Genomic DNA, 16159 nt, shown 5'->3' on the forward strand with positions numbered 1-16159 from the left:
GTTGAAGAAAATGTATCGATTGGATTTAGCTTGCGATTAGGAAGGGTCCCAAACCCGCAAACTTAACAAATCAATCCGGCGGGTAAGGAGGTCACCAGCGCCAATTTTGTTGCTTAGTTGCGCAATCTCGACGGTTAGTTCGTTAAGTGCAGAAACCCCATCAACAATTTGCTCACTGGCCGGGTAAACCAAAATTGCAGCATCTGTCTCGATCTGCTTGATGATCAGGCCGGAAGATGGATGCCTAAGGGTAGTCTGATAGATTAGTTTTTCTTCGTCCAATGGAATGGACGCGCCAACCCAGCTGTCGGCATCAAGACGACCTCTACGAAGCCAAGTCAGATGCAAATCGTTGCTGCCAGTAAGCCTTTGGGCGCGCAAATGAACGGGTGACAATGGCTTCAAAGCGCGTCCTGGCACATCGATCACTGTATCGGCATTATCTGGACCTGACAGATTGCCACCTATCGGGACCAAACGATGAGGCAACTGTTTTTGCAACTGACTGATATCGATTTCTAATGCGTCAACCGCCTCATCCAAGAGGACAAATTGCGCCCCTTGATGTGCACCAGCCAAGGCAGCATTTTCAGTGCCTAATTGCCCGCGCAAAAATCCCTTCAACCGCCAAAGGTGGGACCCGATCAATTCGGCCGAGGAAAATTGTAGAACTTCCCATTCGTTGTTGGAGGCTTTGATCGCCGCGGCGTTGCTTCCTGATAACAAAACACCCTCGTCAACCGATGCAAGGTCGCCGTGATAGAGGGTCACGTCCACGAAACTTGTTCTATCAAAAATGAAATTCTGTCTTGCAGAAAGATCACTGGCAAGTTCACCAACAATGGCCGCAACATCCAAAGACTGCTGCAGGCGGAATCCACTTTGGGTGGTTCCAGCATATAGAGCCACCCCACCAGCCCAAGGTTGTCCAAAGGCTGCCAAATAGGGCGCGTGTGGCCGTTCGGTTTTTCCCGGTAACAATGGTAAGTCGAGGCTCAACAATTGGGGCAGGATTTTTGTCGGGTTTTGTGTGGATCCATTTCTAAGGCTCAACGACAAAGGTGCTGTGTTTCTCGGAGCAGACAAACTGGCGGTCACCGTGCGCAATACGCCGTCTTCAATCTCGTCAATACGATAGAATGTTCCTGTTTCATCTTCATCAAGGGATAGTTGATCGCCAGCTTCCAGCGCCAGCAGCGAAGGTGGCAGTGCAAAACGGATGGTATGCCGCGCATAATTTTTGCTTCGGAGCCAATTTTTTGCAGCCTCAACCATCACCGGTTGAGTGGATACTGCCGCTAGCGACACGGAGCTGTCTTGCCGCGTGCGGGCAGCCGGTTGATCATAGCGGGCCACCGACTGGCGATAATCTTGGAACAGTTCCTTGAAACCGAATGTAACACTGGAGACTTCAGATTCCCATGGCTCCAGCTGCCTTGCAATCAAGGGCGTGTCTCGTTCTTCCGCCAAGGCGTTGCTATCGAGTGCAATGGCAGAGCGGCGCTTAGAGGACTGGATGGTGAGATGATTGCCGCTAGCGATAAATGAAAGTCCGAATGCGTCGCATAATCCTTCCAATGCCGCACGAGCAGACATTCGCCGGTCAATAACAAAGCCGTCCAGAACAGGCGCGGGAGAGGGGAAATTCGGCTCAGGCAACCCGTAGTCGGCGAGTATCGTTCGTACAATACCCTCCAGAGGGGCGCTGCCCAAACGACCATTAAGCCAATGCCCCGTCTGCCAGTTCGAACCGTCGGACCAAATATCGAGACTTGAAGGAAACGCAGGAAAAGGCCTTGCATCCCAAGCCCAAAGAAAGATCTGATCGGGGTCAACCATTGGGCGGTTGTAAACACTCGACACTGGGTTCCCGACATTGATCTGTGTAGCCCAATAGTCAAGACTGGCAGTCAGCATCTGCCTCTGAGCCGCATCGTCTCGTGATCCGGTGGAATGATATGGCAATCCGCCTTCTGCCGATTTTGGATCTGGAAAGACATTGGGCTGATTGGGGCCCAAGTGCACGGCAGGACAGCCGATTTCGGTGAACCATATCGGTTTGGACTGTGGCTGCCAGTCTGTCGGTAAGCCCGCTTCCTGCCCATTATCGCGATCATAATGGGTGTTGGACCACCAATTGACCAAATCCTTGTAACGGTAAACCCAAGGCTTCTGTGCGCCTCCATCGGTAATCTCGGTACGAATTTGAGCATCGCGATCTGCAGGCGAGGCATAATACCAATCAAAGCCTTCGCCACCTGCGATGTTTGCTTGGAGATAATCTTTATCCAGCCCGTTGTCAGACAAAGATGCGTCAGTATGTTGATATCCGGACCGCCAGTCAGACAGGGGCATATAATTGTCGATGCCAACAGCATCAATGTTTGCATCTGCCCAGAGCGCATCGAGGTGATACCGAACAACGCCCGATTCACCGCTTGGATGGTGGCCAAAATACTCCGACCAATCTGCACCGTAGGTGAGCATACAGTCTTGGCCGACCAGAGTGCGCACGTCTGCGGCCATTGTTTTCAAATGCGATACAAAGGGATAGGCCCCTTCCCCGTCTCGCACAGTTGTTAAGCCGCGCAACTCAGACCCGAGCAAAAAGGCATCAACGCCGCCCGACTCAAGAGCCAATTGCGCATAATGCAGGATAAACCGCTGATAGCTCCAGTCTTGGGTTTGGACAAACTGATCGATCTGTGCAGCAGCAAGGCTGGTTTTGTCGGCACTGATCGGCTGATCAGCTGCAGGGGAACAGGTTATCCGACCACGCCAAGGATATGCGGTCTGGCTCGAGTGCCCATATGGGTCAGCCAAACTGTTATCAGGCGGAATATCCATCATCAAAAATGGATACAGAACAACCTCAAGGCCCTTTGCCTTGATCGCAGTAATCGCATTTTTCACCGAAGCGTCAGACGGTGTGCCACCGTAAGCAGGACGTCCGTCCAATTGGCTGACCGCTTGTGCGGTAGACCGAGATACGCCCGCCACCGACCAGCTATCCCCCTGAGTTTCCTTTGAGGAGCCGTCCACGCACGGTCTGATTTGGCAATGTTCGGCCCGCAAATCAGAACCAAACCAGCTCACCACCAAGGCAATACGCTGTAAATTGGGACAGGTTGCAACCAGATGATCAAGAGAGACATCAAAATTGGTGCCTGGTTCGAAGGAATGTCGATTTTCACTTTCCCATTCCCCAACGGCCACTTTGCGTGTGATTTCTTGCGTATCGTAGCCGAATTCTGTTGCCCCGGGTATCATGACGATGGAGCGCACTTGTTGTTCCAGCTCTCCCACGGGCCGGATCACCTCAAAGCTCAGTTGTGGAATGCGGTTACCAAAATCGGCCAAAGGCAAATCTTCAAAAACCACATACGCCAAACCACGGTAGGCCGGACATTTGTTAGTCCCTTGTTTGGCCTCAATCAAGCTATCGGGTTGCTGGTCATTGGTGCCGCGATAGACACGATAGGTAATATCCTGCAAATCCAAAACGCTGCCATTAGCCCAGATCCGGCCCACATAACCGATCTCGCCTTCGCAAAGGCCAACAGCAAAGTTGGCAAAATAGCTGTAGGTTGTTTGCTCCACCGTAGAACCGCCGCCCCCGCCTTTCGAGGCTCCTGTTTTTTGCTCTCTACGTGTTACCTTCTCGGTATAGTGGGTGGCCCAGAAGATCTCGCCGTTCAAACGGGCCCGGCCATAAAGACGCGCAATTGGAGCACCTTCGGTTGAGGTTTGGACTTGAAGATCCGACAATCGAGGACCTTCCGTTTTGCTTGTCGAACCGCCAAATAACGATTGGTCGATAGCATAGCCTGCGCTTGCACCCAAGGCACCGCCCAAAGCTGCACCAAATGGGCCCAACAAAGCACCGCCGATCATGCTGCCTGCTGTTTTAAGAACAAGAGTGGTCATAATTTAAATTCCATTTGGTGGAGAGGATCAGCGCAGCGATAGCGGGAACGAAAAGGCATAAGCGATGTGTCGCCGCCACCAGTCGTTCAGAGAAACGAGCACAACGCCGCTTCCGTGCTGGGCATGCAGAAACCGGTCAGCGTTGATAAGGATGCCCGCATGTTTGGCGGGGTGGTTTGCTCGATAGCGGAAAAGCATCACATTGCCGGCCTGCAAATGCTCAATTTCTATGGGCTGCAAATAACGATTTGCGGCGTTGGCAAAAGTTTCCTCCCCCCCTGCATCGGCCCAATCGGGGCTATATGAGGGAGGCAATTCTGGTTCAGCCCAAAAACAACGATAGACGCCTCGGATCAAACCGAGGCAATCGCAACCGGCGCCCTTGCAACTGGCTTGATGCTTATAAGGAGTGCCTTGCCAACTCATCGCTTCTTCAATGATCTGAGGAACACCAATTTTTTCACTTTGATGGTGCGTCATCTCATTGCTCCACCACGATGGCGGAGCCGTCGCGTGTGAGGCCTTGTTCGGGATAACTGAGAATGAAGTCATTGCCAGGTATATGGGGAAATCCGCGAAAATTGAGCTGATTACCAAATTGATTGCGACATGTCGCAAAGGTCTTATCGCAACCAACCGTAACGCACACAGCATCTCCAACCGCCACTCCAACATGAATAGGCAGCCATAATTCCAAGCGTTCTTGCGTACCATCAATGTGATGAGACAGGATATCAAAACGCATCGCATTGGCCTCGCCAGACAGCATTTCCAAACATCCCATCGTCAGCTGACCCGAGGCAGGCCGACTGCTAAGTACAACGGTGATTTCAGTCGGTGATAAGCGGGAGGCGACAGTGCCTTCAAACCCTAGACCTGCGAGACTGAGATCAATCCCGCACCGTGCATCGCCTAACGACGCATCGCATCCATATTGATAAATACGCCCACGCTCTTGCTCCAATTCGACGGATAGACTTCGAATTTCGGCCTGAAAGCTCTGGGAATCGCGCTTGATTTCGCCCAAATAGCCAGTGCGAAGCATTATCGCCTGTTCAGGCACTTGCCAATTGACCCGCCAAGTCTCAATCACCGCAGCATCATATCGGCCACTCATCAAATCGGCTTCAGAGATACGATCAGACGTCAGGATTCCGCTTATATCCTGATCGTCACTGGCGAAGCCGTCGCTTTGTCTAATTTCCGAACCCGTCAAACCAGAAGCAGGCTCACAAGATATGCCTTGCAGTTCGAGCGTTTTGTCGTGGTCCGTAAATCCGAGCGCACAACCGTCTGTTCGGCGCAAGATCCAGCAGGTTGCCAGCGTGGTTACACCAGACTTCAAATGGGCCTCAAAATCATCTGATAGGGTTTTCATACTCGGATCTCCACCAAAGGGATCGAAGGGATGTCTCCCGCTTCGAACGCGCTTAAAGAAAACTCCAATTTATCGGTGTCGAAGCGGACAGGTACATCGAACAAGAACCCGGCACTGATGACCGCACCATCAGCAGGCGCTGTGTCAAACGTCACGGTCCCCGTCACCTCATTGACGGAATATGCTGTTACGTCTGCTCCGTTGAGCGCGATAGCGACCGAGCCGGCAACAGGTTTTGAAATGGTGCGGTAATAGGGCGCATGCAGCCCGCCGTAGGTTTTGATCAGCACAAATGAACACGAAGTTCCATCTCCAATAGCGATGGTTTGATCGTTAGCTGACGGAGATTTACCAAAACCGCAAGACGCATGATCTAGCGGGTCTCGAAAACGGAACCCGTAAAGCTTGCCGCGCCGTTCTTCAAAAAAGGACAAAACGGCTTGCAGGTCAGCAAAAGACCGCACCCCAAGGCCTGCATCAAATGTCCGGCGTGACGACGCCCAGCGGGCATTGCGTTCTTCGAACCCGGAAGCAAGCGTTGCGACGTCAGTCCGGCGCTCCGGCCCTCCGGAGGCGCCAAATCCGACATCCAGCGGGAATAGAATTTCATGAAAACCGTTCATATGCCTCATCCGGCTAAGTGTTTATAACAGAAGGGATATCTTTGACTTCGATCAAGGAGCGCCCATAGGCCCCATGTCATGGTAATTTTGCGATGCAGAGGGTTATTTGCGTGAAGCTCCGGGGGCTGATCACTTATGACCAGAAGGCGTTCCTTCCTGCTAGCCCGTTGGTGGTCGAGCCCCTCCTCGTCGTACGCCAGCAATTATAGCCCGCGTCGTCCCCGTCCGACGGCGCGGGTTAATTTTGTCGCAATCTGATTTTCCGATTTAGTGAAAGAGTTCGCATCTGTTGTGGTGACATTCATCACGATGGATACCGGCTGCCCTGACGCATTGGGCGCCGCAACGCCAAGGCTACCGTCTGCGCCTCGCCTTAGAGGAAGGATCGCTTCGGCACCGGCTTCCCCCATCAACCCTGTTCCCGATTGCAAGGGAAACAGCGATGGCGAAGAAACAACGCCTCCCTTGGCAAAAGGCATCAAGGATCCAAACAATGAGGTCCCCCCGGAAGACGCAGACGACCCCAGCGCTGAAAACAAGCCCGATGCCATATTCGACACCGTGCCCGAAACCATTTGCTTGAGGGGCGCCATGCCAGCGGCTAGAAAACTCTTACTCATATCAAGCGCAAGATTTTTGAAAATTTGTTCGAGGCTTTTGCCACTCACCAGCGCCTGCTCCATAGCGCCGGCCACTTTGTTCCCCAGCATATCAGCCTGCTTTTGTGCAGAACTCATTTCCTTGGAAAAGGATCTGATGTCCGCCTCCACTTGAATCACGGCGGTCTCAACTACTTCTGCGGCCATGACACTGTCCTTTCATTATTTTAGAAACTGTTTGTGGTGGAAGCCCCTGTACTGTGGCTATCCGGGAAAGCCTCACACAGCTGTGCAAGCGCATTGCGGCTTGGTTGTGCGCTGGTTGCAGGACTTGCCCCGATCGCTGACAACAGCTCTTTGGGAGTTACACCCCAGACGGTCTGCGGTGCCCAGCCCAAAGACTGCATGCCCAAGCACAAAATGGTATCCCATGGAAACGCGTCGATCACATTGGCCGACCTGTCAGGGTCAGATCGGCCTAGATGGGGTTTGCAGTTGGAGCAGCCCCCTCTCCCTCAAAAGAGACACCCGCAGCATCGGCATGAGGATCAAAGGTTAATCGCAAAACATCAACCAACGCTTTGGTGAGGGCAATTGCTCCGCCTTCGCATCGCATGGCGGCAGCTTCTTTATCACAAATGTCTGCACCACCGGCACGCAAAGCGGCCCCCAGTATTTTGACCAAATCCACGCTTCGGACTTTGCCTTGTGCAAACCGATCGGCCAGCTGGCCGATATTTTCAAGTCCCATACTGTCCTCCAGCTCGGCAAGCGCGCCAAGGGTTAGGCACAATCGATATGGTTTTTCATTGAGTTCGAGCGATATCTCGCCACGTCTTCGGTTTGCCATGAGCATTTTGCTTTCGCTTACAGAGCAGTGAAGGTGAGCAGGCCGGCGGATTCCAGCGCCAATTCAAACGCCAGTTCATTGTCGTGATTGCCGGAATATTCCAACGCAGTGATTTGAAACGGGCCTTCAAGGATACCAAAGTCCGGTATAATGACCTGCCAATTGATGATTGCTCCATCAAAAAACAATGTGCGCAGGCGCTCATCACTGTCCCCGTCTTTGAAAAGCCCACTGCCAGACAGGCTGGCCCGACGCATTCCTGCGCCGGATAGTAACTCGCGCCATCGTCCGGCTGATTCAGAGTGGCTGATGTCAACACTCTCGGCGTTGAAGGACAGAGAACGTGCACGCAGGCCAGCGACGGTGACAAAGGCATCATCGGCAGCGTTGCGAACTTTCAAAAGCAGGTCTTTGCCTCGTTGTGCAGTCATTGTTGGATCTCCTTGTAGAATTAAACTGTTGCCTATTGTGCGTATTCTTCCGTTACGGCACGGATCTGCATCACGCCTTGAAGCAACCGGTTCTTGCGGTCTGGGCGGATTTCGCAACGCTCAATCTGAAGGTTGACAAGATGGTGATCTGTCAGGCTCAGGGCCGGATCTGTGAGAGACGCGCGCAAACAGGCCAAAATCTCCTGTTGCAGCATGCGATCATTAGACCCGGCCCAGACGGTAATCATCAGGCGGTGTTCGTCGCCTGCTTCGCTGCCTGTGCTCCAGTCACGCGTATAACTGGTCGTCACTGTAAGGTAGGGGAATACGCTGTCGCGTCTGGGTTCGTCATAGATACGAACGCCACCCAAAAATTCGATCAGGGTATTATCGGCTTTAAGCGCGTTAAAAATCGCCTGTTCCAGGCTGCGAGATGCCAGCATCATGAAGACTGTCTCCCGATCTGAGCCAAGGATTGCAATAGACGGCTGATCGAAGCTGAGGCTTGCGTTTCCCTATCCCCAAACTGCTGGCTCATGATGTTCGGGCCACTCATAGCCAGTTGAGCAGTCTCTCCTCCTATCTCAGGGGTAATGTCGATCTTTAGACTCTGCTGTTCGGCCAGTTCTTGCAATTGCGCGGCAATGCGGGGTAGACGGTCTGCGATGAGCTGATGCGCGAGAGTTTTGTTACGCATGACCAAGGGTGCTCCGCGCTTGAATGATGAGCCATCTTTTGCTGAAGTCAGGGTCGCTCATAGACAGCAGGTCAAAAGATTGACCGTCGAAGGTGATCATGGTGACTGTCCCTAAATCAGTGCGATGACGCATTATCAGCTCAATCGAGCGGCTGTTGGCGGCTTGCTCAGCATCCAGTTTTTCTTGGGCAGATACGTTCAGAACCCCTGCCCAAACTTGTGCAACCAGCTGGGTCGATGTCGCCCCTTGCCAAGGCGAGATGGCGTCGAAGTCTGGCGCACGTAGCTCTATTTGATGCTTCAAACCGGCAGGATCGAAATTGAAGGCTTTCAAGGCTCTTTCAGGCATAGAGACCTCCTACAATCGAATGGTTTTGTAGGGATTGACCAAAGGCTGCAATGCTTTTGCAAGCGTTGGCAATTGAGTGGGATCTGCGATCAGGCGCCGCTCATACCACTCTGCAACAATCATTTTCAGAGCCTGCTTGAGCGGCATTGGCACATCTTCGTCTGACGGTCCGTATCCGGTTTCCAAGTCCAGTTGCAGACGCTGGCCAGCGGTTAGCAGCATGCCCCCCGAGTTAACAATCAGCGCCGGATTGTGGGATTGGTAGAGCGCAAAGCTCTCGGTCGCCAAAGACAACAAATCACCGTCTTCGGAGAGAATGGCCGCAGAAACGATATTCGAGACCGGCTGTAACGGTAACGAAATTCTCCGGCCCAAATCACCATCAAGCAGAACGCGCCATGTCTGTGTGATGAACTGGCGGCCCGTCAAATGCTCAAGATGCACTCGAGCCGAACTGATGAAGGCCCGCAATAGATCGTCTTCCGCGTCGCTGTCCAGTTTCAAAAAGGCCTTGATGTCGGCAAGGCTAACCGGTTCCACCATCGGCGGAGACAAAAGATTGGCTGTCATATTTGTACCATTGCAAATGAAATCATAAGCCGGAGGATTGGCCATTGAGAAAGAAATGGATGCCTTTGCTAGCCGGGAGGAAAACCAGCAAAGGCACCCAATGAGGCGACGAAAATTTCGCCCCATTGGAGTTTGTTGGGGTCAGACTGAGAACTGCATCAGTTTGATGGCGTCGAAGTCCTGCACACCGCCACCTACACGTTTGGTGGTGTAGAAGAGGACGTAGGGTTTGGCCGAGAATGGGTCACGCAAAATGCGCAGCCCCAAACGGTCAACCACCAGATACCCACGTTTGAAATCGCCAAAGGCAATGGCGTTGGCATCGGCTGCGATGTCAGGCATGTCTTCAGCTTCCGTGATGGCAAAGTTCAACAAAGACGCCTTGCCACCGACTGCTGTTGGTGGCTGCCAGAGATAACTGCCATCGGAGTCTTTGAGCTTGCGAATGGCCGCTTGCGAGCGACGGTTCATGACAAACTGGGCGTTCTGGCGATAGCCGGCCTTGAGGCTGTAGACCAGATCAATCAGAGCGTCATCCGGGTCAGAGGATGCAAACGCTCCGGCAGCACCTGATTTGACGCGGCCGATGTTACCCCAGGTCCAACTGTCTTCATCAACCGCTGTTTCACTCATAAAGCCTTTAGGTTGGTTGACGCCATCTCCATTGACAAAGGCCGCCCCTTCTTGAGCGGCAAAGGCAGCCTCGACCTCGGAAGCGATCCATTCTTCAATGTTGACTGCAGCATCATCGAGCAAGCTCGGCGTGGCTGCAGGCATGGCGTAGAGCTCCATCGTAGGGAAAGAAAGCTCCGCCAAGGTTGAGCCGTCTGTTTGTGGGCGGGAGGCAGTTTCGCCGACCCAGCCGACCTGCGGACCAGAAACAGCAAAAGGCTTCTTCAGGGTGGAGCCCGAGACCTCGCGTATATCGGCAATGGCGCGGATAGGCGAGATCGCGGCCAGTCGCTTGCCGACTTCGGCTTCGATTTGCTCGGGCACCAAATAGCCGCCATCTGGATCAGACCCGACCGACATGGCTTTTGCCTCCAGCTGGTGCAGATCTTGCTCGACACCGGCCCGAATGTAACGATCAAATGCGGTTTTGTGCTGCATGGCTCCCGCTGAAAGCAAGGCGCCATGGGCATGGCGGCCGTTATGCGTTTCACCAAGACCGGGGCGACGGGCTTTGAGGATCAGAGTATCCAATGCCGACTGTTGGTCGTCCAATGCTTTTGAGATGCGATCGACCTTGTGGTCGGTCAACACATCGGCAGAGCGCTTTTCAATCTGGTCAAGGCGTTCGTCATTGGCTTGTTTGAAAGCCTCGAACGAGCCTAGAAAATCGTCAAACGCGCTGCCCAAGTCGGCATCGGTGAGAGATTTTATCTCGGGAGAAGAGTGAATCTGTTTGTTCATCAGAATTGCCTTATGAGTGAGAAACATTGATTGGTTTTACGTCCCGGAACCCAAGGTGCGGGTCGCCTGATGCAGCGTGTTTGTCAGGCGATGCAAACTGGTTAGCGGGTGGATTGGCCGAGAGGAGGCAGCGTCCTGCATGCCGGTCAGACCAGAGAAGCCACGGGTCAAAAGACCGCGGGCTTGAGAACGCGTTAGCCCAGCGTCATGCATGAGCTTGCGTTCCAATTCACGTTTACTGAAGGGAGGATTAAAGGCAGGAGTTACGGCTCTCCTCCCGCCCTCGGCTTTGATGGAAGAGATGCGCGCATCGGGCTGCATCGGGAATGTAACGATCGAAATTTCCCAAAGATCAAGCTCGACGAGATATCGCACGCCTGCCTTTTTGTCGGAGTGCCCACGCACAGTGCGAAAGCCGATAGACAATCCATCCAGAATGCCAGCTTTCATCATAGAATGGATCTCGCGCGCTTTTTCGACATCGAGCGCCAATTGGCCACGCACAAAGAGGCCTTTTGCGTCTTCTCGAATGCTCAGCCACTGACCAATCGGCTGAGCGGGGTCATGCTGATACAGCAGTTTGATACCCTGTTGACCGCGTTGCTTGAGGCTTTTTGAAAAAGCACCGGGGCGAATAAGGTCATGGCCGAGATCTTCTTTGTCAAACAGACAAGCGTAGCCTTCAAACAAGCCGTCTTTGCCGACCGAACTCAGCGTCGCGGACATGGCTTTCATTTCCCGCCGCAAGGCGTGATCACGATCCATGGGTATTTTCCTTTTTGAAGAATTTCAGGGGGAGCAACAGTGGTCTGGTTACAGTGCCGAGACGAGGCGTATGCGTGCCTTGGGCTGGTCTTTGAGATGTGTCTCCAGACACAGGGCAAATCGGGAGAAAATCTCTTTATGAGCCGCTACAGATGATGCGACAGCAGGAGCCGTGTGGTCATCCATCCAAAAGACGGGTGATGCGGGCGATTTCTTCAACAAAATCCTGAAACCTTTGATTGGAGGCAGCTTGTTCACGCAAGCTCCAGACCAGCAACGCACTTGATGCACTGGCCCAAAGAAACAGCGCCACATGAGCGAGATCGCCTTTGGTTGAAAAGATTTGCAAAGCTTCCGACACATCAGCTCCCTCCCCCATTGCCCCTGTCTGGGTCCCTTTGTTCTGGGTTATGGGGGGCATATCCGACGGCGATGCGTTTTTCATCTTCGCTAAGGAATGATGCATCGCCGACGCGCCGCCACAGCGCCTCACGTTCACCGGCCAGCGCAGAGATATGATCAAGATCGATTTTCAAATCGAATGGCGCATCATAGGCAGGCGACAACCACAAAGCCAAACTGTGCAAACAGCGCGATGTAAGCGGCAGAACCGTTTGTCGCCAAAAAGCACGATTGGCTTCAGCATAATTGGCATAGGTGTTGTCGCCAGGAATGCCCAACAACATGGGTGGTACACCGAAGGCCAGAGCGATCTCGCGCGCGGCGCTGTTCTTGGCGTCGATAAAGTCCATATCGCGTGGCGACATACTCATGCTTTTCCAGTCGAGCCCGCCCTCGAGCAAAAGCGGACGACCGGCATTCATGGCACCTTGATAGCCGTCTTCCAGTTCCTTTTTGAGGCGTTCGAATTGCTCGTCTGACAGGTTGCCTGCTTCTGATGCGGCATAGACAAGCGCGCCGGACGGACGGGCAGAATTATCCAAAAGCGCCTTGTTCCAACTGGCGGCGGCGTTGTGCACATCCAGACTGGTTTGGGCGGCTTCCAGCGGGCTGAGGCCGTAGTGATCGTCCAGAGGATGGAACAAGGTCAAATGCAGGATCGGCGGCACGGGATGGCGATCTTCATTTTGATCAAACCGCACAGATTTGCCACCGACCGTATAGTCGAAGGCCTCTGGCCAGCCATCTGGTCCGGGCACCACCTTCATTCGATCGGGCCGCAGGCTGTGCAATTCTCGCAGGGTGTTTGCTCCATAGACAGCCTCGACATAAGCATTGCCAGACACCAACAAATGCCCAAACAGGCTCTCCAGCCAGTCCGCTCCTGCCTGTCGGGCATTGGGGTGGGCCAGCAGCGATAAGGCGGGGTGGTCGCTCAACCGCTGGCCTCCCATTTGGCACAGCATGGGCACCGAAGCTGCGGCCTCGGAAATCATGCGGATTGAACGATAGACGATCGGGTTGCGCGCATAGCCCTGATGGGCAAGCGCAGCATAATCCCGAGGGGTCCAACGTGGCCGACCCGTTTGGTGAACCGCCAACAATGCACCGGTTTGTGAGCTTTTACGCTCCACCGGTTGCGCACTGCTGGGTGTTTGATCTTGGTGGGGTTGGGGCGTGCGGGAACGCACCGGCCCCTTCCAGGTCCAGTGAAGCATGCGCTTCTTCCTTCCTTTGAGAATTGTCAGAATGAGCGAACTTTGGGTTCGGCTTGTTCGCCCAAACACAGGTTGGTCACGGCCCAAACCATGGCATCAAGTCGGTCAGGGCTTTTGCCGGACGACAGGCCATCCAAGCCGAAATCGCACATTTCATCTTCCAGTTCGGCAAAATTGCCAACATGGCGCACACGGCCTTGCTCATAGAGCGCAGACACAGGCTCTGCACGGAGATATTTGCCGCGATTGGCCCGTACAGAACGAACAGGAACGTTGGCGTCGATGCCGGCCAAAATTGTTGTCACCATTTCGCCGCCCTGATTGACTTCGGCAATCACGCAATCCGCCTCCAAGCGGTGAAACAACGCGATGGCTTTTGTCGCCCATCCTGTCGGACTGACCTCGGACAAAGACTTGTCCTTGAGAATGTAGCAATTGCCGTCACCATCCAACCCAGCTGCCACAATGCCGCAAGCATCGGCTCCTTTGGTTGATGTCGCAGGTGGATCAATTGCCACCACGATGCGGACCAGATGAACGGGCGCCTCTTCTACACGCAGCAAATCAAGTTGTTGGCGTCGCCACAAAGCATCGGAGCGTTCTTCAATCAATTCTCCATCCAGCTCCTGCCGCCCAAGGCGCGTCCCCTGATAGCGGCGTACGATAGTGTCGAGAAACCCAGGTGCCAGATTGGCCAGATTGGCCCGTGTCGGCGCATGTGTTGTTACGGTGCGCGGCTCTTTCAGCAAGCGTTTGAGTAGCGCTGTTGGACGCGGGGTCGTGGTTACGATTTGCCGCGGCTGCACACCCAATCGCAAGCCGAACTGCAACATATCCCAAGTGGCTTCCGCATGTTTCCATTTTGCCAGCTCATCGCCCCAAGCGGCATCGAACTGCGGTCCACGCAGGCTTTCGGGGTCTTCGGCCGAAAAGATTTGCGCAATGGCGCCGTTGGGCCACACCAGCCGCTTGCGCGACGGTTGCCAGTTGGGTCGTTCATCCTTGGAATGCACCGACAGCAAACCAGATACCCCCTCCACCATGACATCCCGTGCATCGCCCAGTGTTTCACCAATGAGGGCAATTCGGCCGTAAGATTGATGTGTAAATGGGGCTTTGCCGAATACCATTGCTTTGACCCATTCGGCTCCGGTTCGTGTTTTACCAGCACCACGCCCGCCCATAACCAGCCATGTGGTCCAATCTTGCGCGGGAGGCAGCTGGTCCGGTCGCGCCCAGATTTCCCAATCACCCATCAATGCGGTCAACTCAGGACCGCTCAACGTCGCCAGAAAGCTTGCTCTTTGTTCCTTGCTGCAATCGATCAAGGCGGAGCGCAAGTTCTTGGCGGAGGGTGTCAAGATTGGGCTGGTCTTGGCCTGTGTCGTCACTATTCACTTCCTCATGAGCCTGTCGGCTGGTTGGCTTTTTTGAACCAAGCTCGGCTAACGGCTTTTTGCTTGGGGCTTTGGGAACCAGTTCCATGATCTTGTCCAGCGTACGGGCGATTGTGCCCAACATGCGGGCTTCTTTTTCGTCAAAAGCCGCGTCACCATTTTCAAGACGTGTTTCCAAATGACGGATCTGCCGGTCTGTGGCGTGATATAGCCGTTTGACCATCGCACGGTGTTCCGCAAACTCTTGCTCGGGGCTTTGATCGCCACTTGCCTCTTGTTCAGCTCTCCATTCGCTGCGCTTGGAATACAGGTAAGAAGCGCTTAAGCCGTGCGCATTGGCGATGGCTCGAATGCTTTGGTCGCCCGCATCACACTGCCGACGGATGGCCAACCAATCATGGGCCGTGGGCTTTTTCTGTTTCATACGATTTCCTTGGCAATATCCCTGGCTTTATCCTGAGCATGGCCAGCCATAGACACTGCCCCGAAGGCCAGTTTCGAGCGGACACAAAAAAACCGCATCGGCGAACCGAGCGGCTGAAACAGGATGGACGGCGTCTTGATTGGATTAGATACAAAAACAGCCGGACTGCGAGAAGTTTACTCACACCATTCCGACTGTATCGAATATGTACCGCAGGACCGTTCGCAGGTCAAGAAAAATAATCGTTTAAGTTGTATTTTTCTTGTTAAAATTGCAATTTATGCAAGAGTATCAACATCCTACGCGCATATAATTTGTGAAGAAGTCGGACTTCATTCAGCATTGAGAAGCTTGGGCACGTCATCTTCCTCGGCTCCTGGCCAAAATACGATGTGGTTTTCATAGTCTTCCACTTGCATGCCCTCTTCCGAAATCACCTTGCCTTGCACCGAAATTCCGGCTTGATGGATGGTGTTCGGATCGCCGGACACCAACGGGTGCCACCAATAGAGGTCATACCCTTCATCCAACAAACGATAAGCGCAGGTCGGAGGCAGCCATGTGAGCGATTGAACTTTGGCAACATCCAGAGGCACACAGTCGGGAATGGTCTCAAGCCGATTGTGATAATCCTTGCAGCGGCAACTTTTATCATCGAGCAAGCTACAGGCGACGTTCGTCCAAATGATTTCGCCAGTGTCCCAGTCTTCCAGTTTGTTCAAGCAGCAGCGAGCACAGCCGTCGCAGAGGGACTCCCATTCAGAGCGGGACATTTCATCGAGACGCTTCACCTGCCAAAAAGGTTTTTCCGATTTATCATGTTCAGCATGCGCATCGGACGGTCTGTATGTTTCACTGGTCATGTGTGGATCACCGATTCCCGTTCACTTTAATGGAACAAACCCGTCAACGATTTTGCCGGTGCTTGTCAAGGCGTCGACCATAGAGTAGGCCAATTTTTCTAATAAAAGAAAAGTTTGCTTAAACTTTGGCTTAGTACTTGCTTCTTGACTGGTAAGCCCTAACAAAGTCATAACAGACATTCCACATCTGGACAGAGACAGTAATCATAGTGCGCGATCCGTATCAAAATAGGACAAAGATCAAGTTAAAATCG

General features: G+C 53.4%; 19 protein-coding genes. All 19 read right to left on the reverse strand.

Annotated features, from left to right (window positions below; all coding sequences use genetic code 11):
* Positions 1 to 36: 36 nt before the first annotated feature.
* Complete coding sequence (locus tag C0081_RS12960; RefSeq protein ID WP_101534240.1) at positions 37 to 3927, reverse strand: baseplate multidomain protein megatron; 3891 nt, start codon at positions 3925 to 3927, stop codon at positions 37 to 39.
* Positions 3928 to 3954: 27 nt separating this feature from the next.
* Positions 3955 to 4407, reverse strand: a complete 453-nt coding sequence (locus C0081_RS12965; protein ID WP_101534241.1) for an NlpC/P60 family protein — start codon at positions 4405 to 4407, stop codon at positions 3955 to 3957.
* A 1-nt stretch (position 4408) separates the two neighbouring features.
* The gene (locus tag C0081_RS12970; protein WP_101534242.1) at positions 4409 to 5305 is read right to left on the reverse strand and encodes a DUF2163 domain-containing protein; all 897 of its coding nucleotides are present in this window, start codon (positions 5303 to 5305) and stop codon (positions 4409 to 4411) included.
* A complete protein-coding gene (locus C0081_RS12975; protein ID WP_101534243.1) occupies positions 5302 to 5928 on the reverse strand; it encodes a DUF2460 domain-containing protein in 627 nt (208 codons plus the stop codon). The genes C0081_RS12970 and C0081_RS12975 overlap by 4 nt, the downstream gene beginning before the upstream one ends.
* Before the next feature lie 203 nt (positions 5929 to 6131).
* Entirely contained in the window at positions 6132 to 6734 is a 603-nt protein-coding gene (locus C0081_RS23575) for a phage tail tape measure protein (RefSeq protein WP_245417942.1), read from the reverse strand.
* A gap of 20 nt (positions 6735 to 6754) precedes the next feature.
* Positions 6755 to 6976: a phage tail assembly chaperone gene (locus C0081_RS12985; RefSeq protein WP_101534244.1), complete on the reverse strand. Its 222-nt coding sequence runs from the start codon at positions 6974 to 6976 to the stop codon at positions 6755 to 6757.
* Positions 6977 to 7005: 29 nt separating this feature from the next.
* Positions 7006 to 7377 (reverse strand): gene transfer agent family protein, encoded by a 372-nt coding sequence (locus tag C0081_RS12990; protein WP_101534245.1) that lies wholly within the window; start codon positions 7375 to 7377, stop codon positions 7006 to 7008.
* A 17-nt stretch (positions 7378 to 7394) separates the two neighbouring features.
* On the reverse strand, positions 7395 to 7808 hold the full coding sequence (locus C0081_RS12995) for a phage major tail protein, TP901-1 family (RefSeq protein ID WP_101534246.1): 414 nt from the start codon (positions 7806 to 7808) through the stop codon (positions 7395 to 7397).
* A gap of 32 nt (positions 7809 to 7840) precedes the next feature.
* A complete protein-coding gene (locus C0081_RS13000) occupies positions 7841 to 8254 on the reverse strand; it encodes a DUF3168 domain-containing protein (RefSeq protein ID WP_101534247.1) in 414 nt (137 codons plus the stop codon).
* Positions 8251 to 8505, reverse strand: coding sequence for a hypothetical protein (locus C0081_RS13005; protein ID WP_101534248.1), 255 nt, complete (start codon positions 8503 to 8505; stop codon positions 8251 to 8253). Before C0081_RS13005 ends, C0081_RS13000 begins: the two co-directional genes overlap by 4 nt.
* Entirely contained in the window at positions 8498 to 8854 is a 357-nt protein-coding gene (locus tag C0081_RS13010; RefSeq protein WP_101534249.1) for a phage head closure protein, read from the reverse strand. The genes C0081_RS13005 and C0081_RS13010 overlap by 8 nt, the downstream gene beginning before the upstream one ends.
* A gap of 9 nt (positions 8855 to 8863) precedes the next feature.
* Positions 8864 to 9424 (reverse strand): head-tail connector protein, encoded by a 561-nt coding sequence (locus C0081_RS13015; RefSeq protein WP_180966887.1) that lies wholly within the window; start codon positions 9422 to 9424, stop codon positions 8864 to 8866.
* A 141-nt stretch (positions 9425 to 9565) separates the two neighbouring features.
* Positions 9566 to 10837 (reverse strand): phage major capsid protein, encoded by a 1272-nt coding sequence (locus C0081_RS13020; protein WP_101534251.1) that lies wholly within the window; start codon positions 10835 to 10837, stop codon positions 9566 to 9568.
* Positions 10838 to 10873: 36 nt separating this feature from the next.
* Positions 10874 to 11602 carry an HK97 family phage prohead protease gene (locus tag C0081_RS13025; protein ID WP_101534252.1) on the reverse strand — a complete coding sequence of 243 codons (729 nt, stop codon included), beginning with the start codon at positions 11600 to 11602 and terminating at the stop codon, positions 10874 to 10876.
* Between the two features lie 178 nt (positions 11603 to 11780).
* Complete coding sequence (locus C0081_RS13030; RefSeq protein ID WP_101534253.1) at positions 11781 to 11963, reverse strand: hypothetical protein; 183 nt, start codon at positions 11961 to 11963, stop codon at positions 11781 to 11783.
* A 1-nt stretch (position 11964) separates the two neighbouring features.
* Positions 11965 to 13221, reverse strand: a complete 1257-nt coding sequence (locus C0081_RS13035; RefSeq protein WP_101534254.1) for a phage portal protein — start codon at positions 13219 to 13221, stop codon at positions 11965 to 11967.
* Positions 13222 to 13247: 26 nt separating this feature from the next.
* Positions 13248 to 14477 carry a DNA-packaging protein gene (locus tag C0081_RS13040; RefSeq protein ID WP_101534255.1) on the reverse strand — a complete coding sequence of 410 codons (1230 nt, stop codon included), beginning with the start codon at positions 14475 to 14477 and terminating at the stop codon, positions 13248 to 13250.
* A gap of 13 nt (positions 14478 to 14490) precedes the next feature.
* A complete protein-coding gene (locus C0081_RS13045; RefSeq protein WP_101534256.1) occupies positions 14491 to 15042 on the reverse strand; it encodes a hypothetical protein in 552 nt (183 codons plus the stop codon).
* A 332-nt stretch (positions 15043 to 15374) separates the two neighbouring features.
* Complete coding sequence (locus C0081_RS13050; RefSeq protein ID WP_101534257.1) at positions 15375 to 15905, reverse strand: YcgN family cysteine cluster protein; 531 nt, start codon at positions 15903 to 15905, stop codon at positions 15375 to 15377.
* Between the last annotated feature and the right edge of the window lie 254 nt (positions 15906 to 16159).

It is taken from the genome of Cohaesibacter celericrescens (genome assembly GCF_002866925.1).
Classification (GTDB): Bacteria; Pseudomonadota; Alphaproteobacteria; order Rhizobiales; family Cohaesibacteraceae; genus Cohaesibacter; species Cohaesibacter celericrescens.